The 12,791-nt window shown below is 67.3% G+C and carries 13 protein-coding genes; 8 read left to right on the forward strand and 5 right to left on the reverse strand.

What is annotated here, in order from left to right; genetic code table 11:
* Positions 1–8 precede the first annotated feature (8 nt).
* The 5 genes from ACSAGD_RS00355 to ACSAGD_RS00375 all read right to left on the reverse strand — a co-directional run bounded on the left by ACSAGD_RS00355 (position 9) and on the right by ACSAGD_RS00375 (position 3,685).
* The gene (locus tag ACSAGD_RS00355) at positions 9–1,103 is read right to left on the reverse strand and encodes a polyprenyl synthetase family protein (protein ID WP_437583717.1); all 1,095 of its coding nucleotides are present in this window, start codon (positions 1,101–1,103) and stop codon (positions 9–11) included.
* A 13-nt stretch (positions 1,104–1,116) separates the two neighbouring features.
* Positions 1,117–1,275: a hypothetical protein gene (locus tag ACSAGD_RS00360; RefSeq protein WP_437583718.1), complete on the reverse strand. Its 159-nt coding sequence runs from the start codon at positions 1,273–1,275 to the stop codon at positions 1,117–1,119.
* Between the two features lie 142 nt (positions 1,276–1,417).
* Entirely contained in the window at positions 1,418–2,935 is a 1,518-nt protein-coding gene (locus tag ACSAGD_RS00365; RefSeq protein WP_437583719.1) for an FAD-dependent oxidoreductase, read from the reverse strand.
* Positions 2,932–3,261 (reverse strand): lycopene cyclase domain-containing protein, encoded by a 330-nt coding sequence (locus ACSAGD_RS00370; RefSeq protein WP_437583720.1) that lies wholly within the window; start codon positions 3,259–3,261, stop codon positions 2,932–2,934. Before ACSAGD_RS00370 ends, ACSAGD_RS00365 begins: the two co-directional genes overlap by 4 nt.
* Positions 3,254–3,685, reverse strand: a complete 432-nt coding sequence (locus ACSAGD_RS00375; RefSeq protein ID WP_437583721.1) for a lycopene cyclase domain-containing protein — start codon at positions 3,683–3,685, stop codon at positions 3,254–3,256. The genes ACSAGD_RS00370 and ACSAGD_RS00375 overlap by 8 nt, the downstream gene beginning before the upstream one ends.
* A 73-nt stretch (positions 3,686–3,758) precedes the next feature.
* Between ACSAGD_RS00375 and ACSAGD_RS00380 the strand changes: the two genes are divergently transcribed.
* The 8 genes from ACSAGD_RS00380 to thrC all read left to right on the forward strand — a co-directional run bounded on the left by ACSAGD_RS00380 (position 3,759) and on the right by thrC (position 12,726).
* Positions 3,759–5,036, forward strand: coding sequence for a cytochrome P450 (locus ACSAGD_RS00380; RefSeq protein WP_437583722.1), 1,278 nt, complete (start codon positions 3,759–3,761; stop codon positions 5,034–5,036).
* A 167-nt stretch (positions 5,037–5,203) separates the two neighbouring features.
* The gene (locus tag ACSAGD_RS00385; RefSeq protein ID WP_437583723.1) at positions 5,204–5,971 is read left to right on the forward strand and encodes a DUF1684 domain-containing protein; all 768 of its coding nucleotides are present in this window, start codon (positions 5,204–5,206) and stop codon (positions 5,969–5,971) included.
* Between the two features lie 100 nt (positions 5,972–6,071).
* On the forward strand, positions 6,072–7,565 hold the full coding sequence (locus ACSAGD_RS00390; RefSeq protein ID WP_437583724.1) for an ABC transporter substrate-binding protein: 1,494 nt from the start codon (positions 6,072–6,074) through the stop codon (positions 7,563–7,565).
* 73 nt (positions 7,566–7,638) lie between these two features.
* A complete protein-coding gene (locus ACSAGD_RS00395) occupies positions 7,639–8,601 on the forward strand; it encodes an ABC transporter permease (RefSeq protein ID WP_437583725.1) in 963 nt (320 codons plus the stop codon).
* A gap of 14 nt (positions 8,602–8,615) precedes the next feature.
* Complete coding sequence (locus tag ACSAGD_RS00400; protein ID WP_437583726.1) at positions 8,616–9,536, forward strand: ABC transporter permease; 921 nt, start codon at positions 8,616–8,618, stop codon at positions 9,534–9,536.
* Positions 9,537–9,629: 93 nt separating this feature from the next.
* Positions 9,630–10,421 carry an ABC transporter ATP-binding protein gene (locus tag ACSAGD_RS00405; protein WP_437583727.1) on the forward strand — a complete coding sequence of 264 codons (792 nt, stop codon included), beginning with the start codon at positions 9,630–9,632 and terminating at the stop codon, positions 10,419–10,421.
* Positions 10,418–11,170, forward strand: coding sequence for an ABC transporter ATP-binding protein (locus ACSAGD_RS00410; RefSeq protein WP_437583728.1), 753 nt, complete (start codon positions 10,418–10,420; stop codon positions 11,168–11,170). Before ACSAGD_RS00405 ends, ACSAGD_RS00410 begins: the two co-directional genes overlap by 4 nt.
* Before the next feature lie 131 nt (positions 11,171–11,301).
* Positions 11,302–12,726, forward strand: coding sequence for a threonine synthase (gene thrC, locus ACSAGD_RS00415; RefSeq protein ID WP_437583729.1), 1,425 nt, complete (start codon positions 11,302–11,304; stop codon positions 12,724–12,726).
* The last annotated feature ends 65 nt before the right edge of the window (positions 12,727–12,791 follow it).

The raw sequence follows: 12,791 nt of genomic DNA on the forward strand, positions 1-12,791 counted from the left end.
CCGCCGAGTCATGACGATCGCTCGCGCGCAGATCGAAGGGTGTCGGCGAGCAGACGCTGCAGCTCGACGGGAAGCAGATCGCGTTCGAGTACGGCGCGCGCCGCGGCCGCGTGGTCGGCGATGAGCTGCTCCATCGTCTCTCGAGCACCGGATGCCGCGAGCAGCGCACGCGCCCGCTCGGCATCGAACGTTCGCGGGTCCACGAGGCCGAGCGCGTGGCGCAGCTCCTCGCCGACCGGAGTGGAGAGGGCGTGCGCCAGCAGCGGTGTCATCGTCGCCCGCCGCAGATCGGACGACGTGCTCTTGCCCGTCGCCTCGGCGCGCCCCCACACGCCGAGCAGATCATCGCGCAGCTGGAAGGCGATGCCGGCGTGATGGCCGAATTCGTCGAGCTGCGTCGCGACGACGGCATCCGCTCCCGCAAGAATGGCGCCCGCACGCAGCGGCATGCGGAACGAATAGTGGGCGGTCTTGCGTCCGGCCATCGCGAGCACGTCGACAGCGGATGCCTCGAGCACACCCTCGGTGAGCCCGACGTCCTGCAGCTCTCCCGCCGCCGTAACCATGACGGACTCGTCGAACAGATCGATGAGGGGCACTCGGATGCTCGAGGGAAGATCGAGCCGCCCGACCATGGACTGCGCCGCGTGGATCAGCAGATCGCCGGCGAGAATGCCTGCGGCCTCCCCCCAGGCGCGGCTCGCCGCCTCCGAGGCCCCGCGCTGCTGCGCGTCGACGTGGAACTGCCCGATGACGTTGCGGCGCCCACGACGGCGCGTATCGCCGTCGATGACGTCGTCGTGCACGAGGAACGCCGTGTGAAGCAACTCCACCGCGACGGCGACGTCGCACGCGGCATCCTCTCGAACCCCACTGAGCAGACGGTGCGCGTTCAGCACGAGCCGCGGTCGGATCTTCTTGCCGCCTGTCGCGGAATCGCGCAGGGCGTCCCACAGCGCGAGAGAGGACGGACCCTGTTCTCGCGCTGTGACACGGCGCTCGTCGAAGAAACGGTCCAGCCGACGTGCGACGCCGCCAAGGGCGGAGTCGACGTCGGCGGGGGCCGCCATGAGCTCGCCGTCGTCGGTGTAGGTCACAGACACGCGAGCTCAGTCGCTATTTTCGACCGACGACGGCGCGGAGCAGCCAGCCGATGATCGCGAGGATGATCAGAACCAGACCCACCCACAGCAACCACTTGACGGCCTCGACGACTCCGCCGACGATCAGCAGAACGATCGCGACGACGGCGATGATGATGAAAAGGATGTTCATGATGCACTCCCTCACGAAGTCAGTGTGAACTTGGCGTCACGCTAGCAGGACGGCGAGCGGTTCGATACCCCCTTGAGACCGCGACCGCGGAAATGGCATGTTTCGCACTTTCTCGCCCGGTCTGGCGCGGATCGTGGGCCTCTCAGCGTCGTGGTGCGAGAAGGCCCCGCATCGGCACGGTCCACAGGTCGTGGCCACGGATGCCCCACTCGGAGAGCAGATGATTGGCGGCGAGGAACCCGGTCGTGGCGGCACGCTCCATGAGAGCGACCGGGTAGTTGCAGCGGATGCCGTCGCCGGCCAGCAGCAGCCGCGGCCACGGCGTGCGGACGCCGGGGCGCGTGCTCCATCCGGTGGGCGAGGGGAGAGCGCAATCGTCGCGGATGAGCACCTCACGATGAAGCACCGTGGCCGCCGCGGTCTCCGGGTAGACGGCGTGGAGCTGCGCCTCGAGTTCGGAGATGAGTCGGGCCGCGGTATCCTCGTCGTCGACAACTGCCGCATCGCAGGCGTACCCGTGGAGTTCGACGACGGACCCGCCGTTCGCGCTCGCCCACCGCATCGCGCCCGCCTCGAAGCGTTCGAGCACCGAGACGTTGTCGAGGGGGCCGTAGCCGCTCGTGCCGAGGAATGCTGCGCGGCTCTCGTCGACGGGAGCATCGAGCCACAGACGCACGACCGTGAACGGCGGGGCGTTCTCCGTTGCGCCCACGGCGTCGCGCCAGGTCTCTCCGCCCGGGGCGGTCATCTCGGCGACCAGGTGCCGCGTCGCCCGCGGGTCGGTGGCGAGCACCAGAGCGTCAGCGTCGACGTCGCGATGAGCGGTGCGAGCGGTGACCCGGTGGTCCGCGACGGTGATGTGCTCGACGGGGGTCTGGGTGGCGAGCTCGACACCCTGGCTCGCCAGGCGCGCGGCGAGCGGACGCCAGAGCGCGGCATCGTAGTCGTCGTCGGGAACGTCGAACAGCAGCCCCTCGCCCGAGCCGAGGAAGTATGCGTGGAACATTGCGATCAGCTCCCCGGCCGCGAACTCTCTCGGGTCGGCGAAGAACGAGCGCGCGAAGACCTCGAGCGCAAGGTCTCGCGCATCTGCGGGAAAGCGCAGTCGGTCGAGGAAGTCAGCCGCAGACTCGCCGTCGTACGCGGAGAAGGATGCCGGAAAGTGAACGCGCAGCAGCTCGAGGCTCGCGTCGAGGTTGACGGAGGCGAGCGAGCGAAGCGTGAATGTCGGGCTGCGCATCACGAACCGAGCGATGCTCCAGGGAGGTGTGCGCGGAAGGCCCGCGAACGAGTCCGCCATTCCGTTCGAGCGCTGCAGTGGGTAGTCGCCGATGGGGATCAGACTCGCGTCGGCATCCGCTCGTCTGAGCAGCGCGCGCAGGTTGTAGTACTGCCGGAAGAACGCGTGGAAGCCGCGACTCATCGTGCGTTCGCCCTCGAGCGGCCAGGCCGCGACCCGCCCGCCGAGGCGATCCGTCGACTCGAGAAGGGTCACACGGATGCCGCGGTCAGCGAGACCGGCCGCGGCCGCGAGCCCCGCGATGCCGCCGCCCACGACGATCCCGTGACGCGGCGTGCTCGACCGTGAAGCTCCATCGCGAGCGTGATGCCGCACGGCACGGCGATCACGCCCGGGAAAGCCCTCCCCACGCACGGTCACGACTGCGCCTTCCGGCGGCGCGCACTCCGGCGCTCGGCGAGCTTCCACAGAACGATCGTGAGCGTGACCATCGCGAACCCGAACCCGAAGTCCTCGATCGGGATGTCCCACGGAAATCTCACACCGGAGAACTCCGCGCGGTCGTACAGCACGATGGGTGCGCTGAGCTTCGTGAGCCATCCATCGACGAGCACCTGGAACCCGAAGACGATCAGCATCGCGAGCCAGTACTGCAGCGAGCGGAAGATGCCCGTCCGCGCCCAGAGCAGCTCGGCGAGCACGACCGCGACCATGCCGATGAGCGTCAGCACCGTGTACTCAGGCACGACGATCACCTCTGTCGAGCATCCTCTTGCGCCCAGAGCTGCCCTCGTGCTCTTCAGCACCCTCGCCGCGCACGAGCCCTTCCGGCCAGCGGAAGCGCAGCGGACCTCGACCCTGCGCCAGCCGCAGCACCTTGCCGACCGCCTCATAGGTGAGCAGTCCGCACAGCGGAATCACCGCGAAGAACACGAGCTCCTCGAGGGGAATCACGCCCAGGTGGATGCCCGAGATGAACGCCCCGTTGTAGTCCCAGTGCTCGCGCGCGATGCCCAGAAGATCCCACAACGCGAAGATCACGAACGTGGGTGCGAGCGTGAGAAACAGCTTGCGCGGGCTGCGATAGACCCGCACGCCGATGAGCAGCTCGAGGGGGAGGGTGATCAGAACACAGCCCGCCATCAGTATCAGATACTGCGCGTGTTGCATAGCGTCTGCCCTCTCGTTCCGTTACGGGGAGCGTCCGAATAACATTAGGCACAAGGCGAGAGGGTTCGCATCCATGCCAGAGAGATTCAGCCATCGCCGGGTGGTCCCGCCGGGCGAGTCCACGGGACTCTCTGCCCATGACGACCGGCGCGAGCGCCAGTGCACGCGTGCCGACGCCGAGGGTGAACAGGTGGATGCCGTGCGGCGCGAGCTCCTCGGCGACAGCGTGGTCTGGCGCATCCGCTCCTATGACGCCGCGAAGCAGGTTCTTCGGGCATCCCGCGAGACGACACAGGCCGGTTTCACCGCAGAGGCGATTCCGCAGGGGCCGTTCCGGCACCGCCCAATCCTCATCTCCGACGGCCCGACCCACGACGAGCAGCGTCGCAAGGTCGGGCGGTTCTTCGCCCCGAAAGTCGTCGAGCGTCGCTACACCGACCACATGCACGAGTGCGCCGAGCGACTGCTCGATGCCGCTCGTCGTGACGGACTCGTGCATCTCGACCACCTGGCGCTGCGCTACTCCGTCGAAGTGACCAGGCGCGCAGTCGGGCTCGAGCACTCATCGGTCGAGGGTATGTCCCGGCGGCTTGAGGGGTTCTTCCGGCAGCCGCCGCACGACATCACCCGCGCGGGTCTCGGCCGGACGCGCCGTCAGTGGATGTCCGCCGCCTGGAACGCCCTCGTGCCGATCGCGCGCTTCTGGCTCGCCGACGTGCGCCCTGCGGTCAGGGCCAACCGTCGCAACCCCGGCGAGAACGTCATCAGCCACCTGATCGCCGAGGGCTACGGCATGACCGACATCGTGATCGAGTGCATGACCTACGGCACCGCCGGCATGGTCACCACGCGGGAGTTCATCGCGATGGCGTGCTGGCATCTGCTTGAGGACGACGGGCTTCGCGAGCGCTACGAGCAGAGCGATCGCGCGGGCAGAATGTCGATTCTCACAGAGCTGATCCGTCTGGAGCCGGTCGTCGGGCATCTTCTCCGGCGCGTGCGCGAGCCGGTCACGATCATCGACCATGACCGTGAGTGGATGCTCGAGCCCGGCGATCTCGTCGACATCCTCGTGCGCGACACGAACGCTGACCCGGATGCGTTCGGTGCCGGCGCGCTCGCCGCCTGCCCGCACCGCGAGAGAGCTGATGGTGTGGATGCCGCGGGCATGAGCTTCAGCGACGGCGGCCATGCCTGCCCCGGCCGCGCTCTCGCGCTGACGGAGACCGAAGTGCTCGTGAGCGAGCTGCTGCGCCGCGATGCCCGGCTCGTGCGCGCGCCCGACCTCGGCTGGGAGAACCTCGTCACCGGCTACACGCTCCGCGGGATGCAGCTGCGGCTCCCTTCATGATTCCCGCAGTGAATGCGCGCTCAGAGGAAGAACGCGCATTCAGAGGAAGAGGATGCATTCTGAGATCGAGAGCGCATTCAAAGGAATACATCGCTCCCGCGTCATGTTGCGATCAATGACGCCGCGTCTCGCGGCGCAGTTCTCCGCGACCGATAATCGAAGGCGTCATGACCACACACACCGAACGCGCTGTCGAACGCGCTGTCGCCAGCAGCCCCGCCACGTCGCATGCTGCGTGGCATGACGAGCGACTGCGCGCGGTGACCGCGCCGACGGGCAACCTCGCTCTCATCGAGACGCGTTGGCTCCCCGCGGGTGAGCGACCGGATCTTCCTGGGGAGCGCGCCGCCGCCCCGGCATCCGTCACCGTCACCTCGCTCAAGCGCAGGAACATCGAGACCGGCGACGACGAATACGGCCTACGGCTGTGGGATGCCGAATCGCCGGCGATCCGCGCGTTCGACGGCATCGATACGTTCGACTACGACCCGGCGTGGGTCATCGAGGCCACGTTCACGCCCGTCGCCGCCGACCGCACGGTGCCGTTCGAGCACATCCGCGACAACGGCGGAACCCGCGACCTGGTGGTTCCGGGAGACATCACGTTCACTCTCGACGGAGAGACGCACACGTTCGCGGCGTTCGACGACGGCGGTGTGCTGCTGCTCGTGTTCGGCGACGCGACGAACGGTCGCGACGACGAGAGCGGAACCTACGGCGCCGGTCGCTTCCTGTTCGTGCAGCGCGCAGAGCACAGCGCAGACACCGACGCCGGCACGGTGATCCTCGATTTCAACCGCGCCTTCGTGCCGCCGTGTGGCTTCTCGGCGCAGTACAACTGTCCGATGCCGCCACCGCAGAACCGCTTCAGCGTGCCCGTGACGGCGGGCGAGAAGCGGGTGCGGTTCGGCGGCGGATTCGACATCTACGGCTGATGAGCGTCGCACCCGCGGCATCCTCGCGGGTTCGCCGCGTGCAGCAGCATCCTCAGTATCTCTCTCACCCCAACACCGTGACCATGTCCAGGAGACCTCAGTGAAACGCATCCTCACTCTCACCGCAGCAGCGGCCGTCGGCGCCCTCGTGCTCGCCGGCTGCTCGACCGGTGGCGACGCAGACTCGGGCGGCGCCGACGCCACGATCAACATCGGCTCGCTCTACGAACCGCAGAACCTCAGCAACACCGGCGGCGGAGGGCAGGGCGTCACCGAGGCGCTGAGCGGCAACGTCTACGAGGGGCTGTACAAGCTCACCGACGAGGGCGAGGTCGAGCCGCTTCTCGCCGCCGACGACGAGGTGAGCGACGACGGTCTCACCTACACGATCACGCTGCGCGACGACGTCGAGTTCCATTCGGGTGACCTCCTGACCTCTGCCGACGTGAAGTCGAGCATCGAGGCTGTCACCGCTGAAGACTCTCAGTCGGCTCGCAAGTCGAGCTTCGACGTGATCTCATCGATCGAGACGCCCGACGACAGCACGGTCGTGTTCACGCTGAGCCAGCGCTCCATCTCGTTCATTTACAACCTCAGCTACGTCTGGATCGTGAACGACGAAGCGACCGACCTCACGAAGAGCGAAGACGGCACCGGCCCGTACACCCTCGACGAGTGGAAGCGCGGCAGCACCCTGAGCCTCACCCGGTGGGACGACTACTGGGGCGATGCCGCTACGAACGCCGAGGTCGTCTTCCACTACTACACCGACGCGACCGCGCAGAACAATGCACTCATCAGCGGGCAGATCGACCTCATCACGAGCGTTCAGAGCCCCGACGCGCTGAGCCAGTTCGACGGCAACGACGACTACGTGGTCACCGACGGCTCGTCGACCACCAAGGAGCTCCTCGCGTTCAACGACCGCGTCGAGCCCTTCGACGATCCGCTCGTTCGCAAGGCGGTCTACTCCGCGATCGACCGCGAGAAGCTGCTGAACTCCATCTGGGGCGACTACGGGCAGCTCATCGGCTCGATGGTGCCGCCCACCGACCCCTGGTACGAGGACCTCACCGACGTGAACCCGTACGACGTGGACCTCGCGAAGGACCAGCTCGCCGAGGCAGGCTACCCCGACGGATTCAGCTTCACGCTCGACACCCCGAGCTACGACCCGCACCCCGCCGTGGCGGAATTCGTGCAGTCCGAGCTGAAGAAGGTCGGCATCACCGTGAAGATCAACACCATCACGGCGGACGAGTGGTACACCAAGGTCTTCCAGGACCGCGACTTCGAAGCGACCCTGCAGGAGCACGTGAACGACCGCGACGTGGTCTGGTACGGAAACCCCGACTTCTACTGGGGCTACGACAACGCGGACGTCCAGAAGTGGGTGGCCGAGGCCGAACAGGCGAAGACGATCGACGAGCAGACCGCACTGCTCACCAAGGTGAACGAGAAGATCGCCGAGGATGCCGCGAGCGCGTGGCTGTACCTCTACCCGCAGATCGTGGTCGCCGCGAGCGGCGTCTCGGGTTACCCGGTGAACGGCCTGAACTCGCAGTTCTACGCGTACGACATCGTCAAGAAGTAGACGAGTGGATGCCGCGGGGCGTCGCCCCGCGGCATCCACCACCTGACCGTCCTGCGACTAACCTGAAATACTCATGCTCGTCTACCTGATCCGCCGGTTCGCGTTCCTGGTGCTGTCGCTCGTCGTCGCCCTGGTCGTGATCTTCGTGCTGCTGCGGCTGCTGCCGGGGGACCCCGCGAACGCGCTGCTCTCCGTGAATGCGACGCCGGAGCAGATCGCCGCGGCACGGGCACAGGTGGGCAGCGACAAGCCCCTCGCGCAGCAGTTCGCACTGTGGGCGGGTGACATGCTGCGGTTCGACCTCGGGGAGTCGTACATCAGCTCGCTTCCGGTGCTGCCGGAGGTGACCGCGCGACTGCAGGTGACGCTTCCCCTGACGATCCTCGCGTTCGTGCTGGCGCTCGCCGTGTCCCTCGTGGCCGGTGTCGCCGCGGCCGTCGGGGCGGACCGCTGGTACGGCACGCTGCTCTCCGGCTTCGCGCAGCTGGGCATCGCGATTCCGGTCTTCTGGGTCGGCATCATCCTGGTGTGGATCTTCGCCCTCTCCGCCGGTGTGCTGCCCGCGGGCGGCTTTCCGCGCAACGATTGGGAAGACCCCGCCGACGCGCTCACCTCGCTCACGCTTCCCGTCATCACGATCGCGATTGTGATGAGCGCGTCGCTCACACGCTACGTCCGCTCGGCCACGCTCGACGTGCTGGGCAGCGGGTATCTCCGCACCGCGCGCGCCGGGGGAGCGAGCCTCGCGGGGGCGCTGTGGCGGCACGGGCTGCGCAACGGCTCGGTTCCGGTCATCGCCATTCTCGGCATCGAACTCTCGACGACCCTGCTGGGAGCCGTCGTGGTCGAGAGCGTCTTCAGCCTTCCCGGTCTCGGCAGCATGCTGCTGGAGGCCATTGCCCAGCACGACTACCCGAACATCCAGGGCGTCCTCGTGGTCAGCACACTGTTCGTGCTGCTCGTGGGCTTCGCCGCAGACATCGTGCAGCGCCTGGTCGACCCGCGCCTGCGCCAGACCCTCTCGGGGAACCGATGAGCAACAGGGAACCGATGAGCGATAGCGTGCCGACGACGGGCACAGCTGTTCCAGGCACAACGGCCCAGGATGCCGCCGGGACCCACGATGCTTCCGGGGCCGCCGCCCGCTCCGGGCGACGCACGCAGCGCCGACGGGTCACGCTCGTCGTGGGCGTGGTGCTGACGGCATCCGTGGTTCTTCTCGCCCTCGTCTCGCTGTTCTGGCTGCCGTACACGCAGCAGGACACCAGCGGAACCCGCCTCGAGGGCCCGACCGGCGCGCACTGGCTCGGCACCGACAAGCTGGGCCGCGACCTCATGACGCAGCTCATGATCGGCGCGCGCATCGCTCTGGCGGTGGGTGCGGGCTCTGTCGCGATCGCCGCGGTGCTCGGCATCGTCATCGGGCTCGTCGCCGCGTTCGCCTGGCCCTGGCTCGACGATACGCTCTCGGCGGCGCTCGACGTGATCATCGCGTTCCCGGTGCTGCTGCTCGCGATGCTCGTGGTCGCGGTGCAGGGCGCGTCGCTGTGGTCGGCGATCCTGGCGATCGGGCTCGCGCAGTCCGCGGTCGTGGCTCGTCTTGTGCGGGTGCTCGCACGGCGCGTTTTGGGTGAGCAGTTCGTGACGGCCTCGCGCACGAGCGGCACGCGGTGGCCCGGCATTGTCACAGGTCACGTGCTGCCGAACATCGCGCCCATGCTGGGAGTGAACCTCGCTCTGCAGTTCGGAATCGCGGTGCTCGCCGAGGCGAGCCTGTCGTATTTGGGGCTCGGAGCGCCGCCGCCCAACGCCTCATGGGGCAGGATGCTTCAAGAAGCTCAGGGCACCGTGCTCACCGCCCCCGTCGGCGCGATCGCGCCGGGCGTCGCACTCGTCGTGCTGGTGCTCGGCGTCAACTTCATCGCCGACGGATTACGCGATGTCGCCGATCCGACGAGGAGGCGCGCATGAGCATTCTCGATGTCTCCGGCCTGACCGTTCGCACTCGCGAGGGGGGACGCCCTTGTTCGCGACCTCTCGTTCACGATCGACCCCGGCGAGCGTGTGGGTCTCATCGGCGAGTCCGGCTCGGGCAAGTCCGTCACCTCACTCGCGGTGACGGGGCTTCTCGATGCGGGGCTGACCTCGAGCGGATCGGTGCTGCTCGACGGCCACCAGGTCATCGGAGCCCCGGATCGTGCCTTGCGGCCGCTCCGTGGCCCGGCGGCATCCATCGTCTTCCAAGAGCCGCTCAGCTCGCTCGACCCGCTGATGCGTGTCGGCCGGCAGATCGCTGAGCCACTCAAGCGATACCGCGGTCTCCGTGGGTCCGCACTGCGTCAGGCGGTTGCCACCTCGCTCGAGGCCGTGTCTCTGCCGGATGCCGCTCTCGCACGAGCCTTTCCGCATGAGCTCTCCGGCGGTCAGCGTCAGCGCGTGGCGATCGCTCTCGCCCTCGCCGCGGATCCGAAGCTGCTGATCGCGGACGAGCCGACGACGGCGCTCGACGTCACCGTGCAGAATGAGGTGCTCGAGCTGCTCGACCGTCTGGTGGAGGAGCGGAACATGGCGCTGCTCTTCATCAGCCACGACCTCGCGGTGGTGTCTCGAATGACGTCGCGGGTCTCGGTGCTGCAACGTGGCGTCGCCGTGGAGCAGGGCGACGTCGATGACGTCATCTCGCGCCCGCGACACGAGTACACCACGCGGCTGGTCGCCAGCGCGCGCATCCTCGATGACGCCCTGAACGTCACCCACCCCAACTCTGCAGGGCCGACATTTACGCACCCCACCGCTGATTCAAACTCCAGCGAGGCCGACGAAACGCCCCGATCTGACACGGGAGGTCTCTCATGAGCCTTCTCGAACTTCACGACGCCAGCTTCGCGTATCGGCGCGGCGGCGAGGTCGTGCACAACGTGTCGTTCAGCGTCGACGCGGGTGAGGCCGTGGGGCTCGTGGGGGAGTCCGGCGCGGGCAAGTCCACGATTCTGCGGCTGCTGCTCGGTTTGGACGCCCCGACCCGCGGCCAGGTCATGTTCGAGGATGCCCCGCTCGCGCTCCGCGATCGGGCGCTCATGCGGCGCTTCCGCGGGTCCGTGCAGACGGTCTTCCAAGACCCGTACTCGTCGCTCGACCCGCGCCAGCGCATCGACCGCATCGTCGCCGAGCCACTCCGCTCGCTCGGTCTTGCCTCGGGGAGCGACGCTCGGGAGCGGGTCGCCGACGCTCTGGCATCCGTCGGTCTCGAACGTGATGTGCTGCACCGTTTTCCCCATGCGTTCTCGGGTGGGCAGCGTCAGCGGATCGCAATCGCTCGAGCCATCGTGTGCCGGCCGCGGGTCTTGCTCGCGGACGAACCGGTCAGCGCTCTCGATGTGACGACGCGGATTCAGGTGATCGACGTGCTCCGGAAGCTTCGCGCGGAGACCGGCCTCGCACTGGTCATGGTGTCGCACGACCTCACAGCGATCGCGGCGCTCTGCGAGCGGACGGTCGTGCTGCGGTCCGGCAGCGTCGTCGAGGAAGGCTCGACGGGCGGCATCCTCTCGACCCCTCAGACGGACTACGCACGTGCCCTGGTCGGCGCCATCCCGCGGCTGTAGAAGCCACCGGCGACGTCACCGCACGACCCGGGCATGCAGACTCGCGTACGATAGGCGCCTAGAGGCGCCGCAGCGGGTGTCGACACCACCGACATTGAGACGTCCACCACCGAGAACGAAGGGCACCGTCCGTGCGATACATCTCCACTCGCGGAGGAACGATCGGTCAGTACAGCGACATCCTCGTCGAGGGTCTCGCGCCGAACGGTGGGCTTGCCGTGCCCGAGAGAATGCCTCAGGTCGACGCCGCCCAGCTCGAGCAGTGGCGCGACCTGAGCTATCCCGAGCTCGCCACCGAGGTGATCGGTCTGTTCGCGACCGAGATTCCGCGGAATGACCTCGCGAAGCTCTGTCGTGCCGCATACGAGCCGGCGAAGTACGCGTCGGATCGCGCTGTTCCCCTCACAGACATCGGCGAGGGAATGACGCTCGTCGGGCTCTCGGAGGGGCCGACGCTCGCGTTCAAAGACATGGCGATGCAGTTCCTCGGCGAGGCCCTGGAGTACGTGCTCGCGACGAGCGGCGATGTGCTGAACGTCCTCGGGGCCACATCGGGCGACACCGGATCGGCCGCGGAGCACGCGCTGCGCGGACGTGACCGCATCTCGGTGTTCATGCTCTCCCCGCAGGGTCGCATGAGCGCGTTCCAGCGCGCACAGATGTACTCGCTGCAGGACGAAAATGTGCACAACATCGCGGTCGAGGGTGTCTTCGACGACTGCCAGCACCTCGTGAAGAGCCTCGCCGAAGACCTCGCGTTCAAGCGCGAGCACCACATCGGCGCGGTCAACTCCATCAACTTCGGCCGTATCTCTGCGCAGATCGTGTATTACATCTGGGCCTGGCTGCGCGTGACCGACGAGCTTCCGACGGAGAAGCGAACGGGCTTCGAGGTCTCGTTCGCGGTTCCGTCGGGCAACTTCGGCAACATCCTCTCGGGGCTCTACGCGCGACTGATGGGTCTGCCTGTTCGCAAGCTCGTTCTCGCGACCAACGAGAACAACGTGCTCGACGAGTTCTTCCGCACGGGGCGCTACCGTCCGCGTTCTTCCGCGGATACGCTCGCCACGTCGAGCCCCTCGATGGATGTATCGCGTGCGTCAAACCTCGAGCGCTTCATCTTCCACCTGCTCGGTCGCGATCCGGAGCGCACGGCCGCTACCTGGAAGACCCTGGCGTCCGAGGGAGAGTTCGACCTGTCGAGCGAGCTGAGTCGCTTCAGCGAGGAGTTCGGCATCGTCAGCGGTACGAGCACGCATCAGGACCGCCTGGACACGATCCGTTCGTTCAACTCCAGCACGGGCGTCACGATCGATCCGCACACTGCTGACGGCGCAAAGGTCGCGCGTGATTTCGTGGAGCCGGGTGTTCCGATGCTCGTGCTCGAGACCGCGAAGCCGCAGAAGTTCGCAGACACCATCAGTGAGGCGCTCGGCAGTCCGGCGGAGGTGGATGCCGAGACTCAGGCATTACTCGATGCTCCACAGCGCGTCACCAAGCTGCCGAATGATGAGGCTCAGCTCCGCGCGTTCATCGAAGAGAACGCCCTTAGGTGATGGTCGCGTGATCCCCCGTCGCATCCTGCCCGCACGAGAGCAGCAACGATGATGCAGACGGGAGC

The organism is Paramicrobacterium salitolerans (assembly GCF_051513965.1).
Taxonomy (GTDB): Bacteria; Actinomycetota; Actinomycetes; order Actinomycetales; family Microbacteriaceae; genus Paramicrobacterium.

Bases quoted from the DNA above. Each gene is read 5' to 3' on its own strand.
- ACSAGD_RS00360 (WP_437583718.1), bottom strand. From the start codon at position 1,275: ATGAACATCCTTTTCATCATCATCGCCGTCGTCGCGATCGTTCTGCTG.
- ACSAGD_RS00375 (WP_437583721.1), bottom strand. From the start codon at position 3,685: ATGCAACACGCGCAGTATCTGATACTGATGGCGGGCTGTGTTCTGATC.
- ACSAGD_RS00380 (WP_437583722.1), top strand. From the start codon at position 3,759: ATGCCAGAGAGATTCAGCCATCGCCGGGTGGTCCCGCCGGGCGAGTCC.
- ACSAGD_RS00385 (WP_437583723.1), top strand. From the start codon at position 5,204: ATGACCACACACACCGAACGCGCTGTCGAACGCGCTGTCGCCAGCAGC.
- ACSAGD_RS00395 (WP_437583725.1), top strand. From the start codon at position 7,639: ATGCTCGTCTACCTGATCCGCCGGTTCGCGTTCCTGGTGCTGTCGCTC.
- ACSAGD_RS00400 (WP_437583726.1), top strand. From the start codon at position 8,616: ATGAGCGATAGCGTGCCGACGACGGGCACAGCTGTTCCAGGCACAACG.
- ACSAGD_RS00410 (WP_437583728.1), top strand. From the start codon at position 10,418: ATGAGCCTTCTCGAACTTCACGACGCCAGCTTCGCGTATCGGCGCGGC.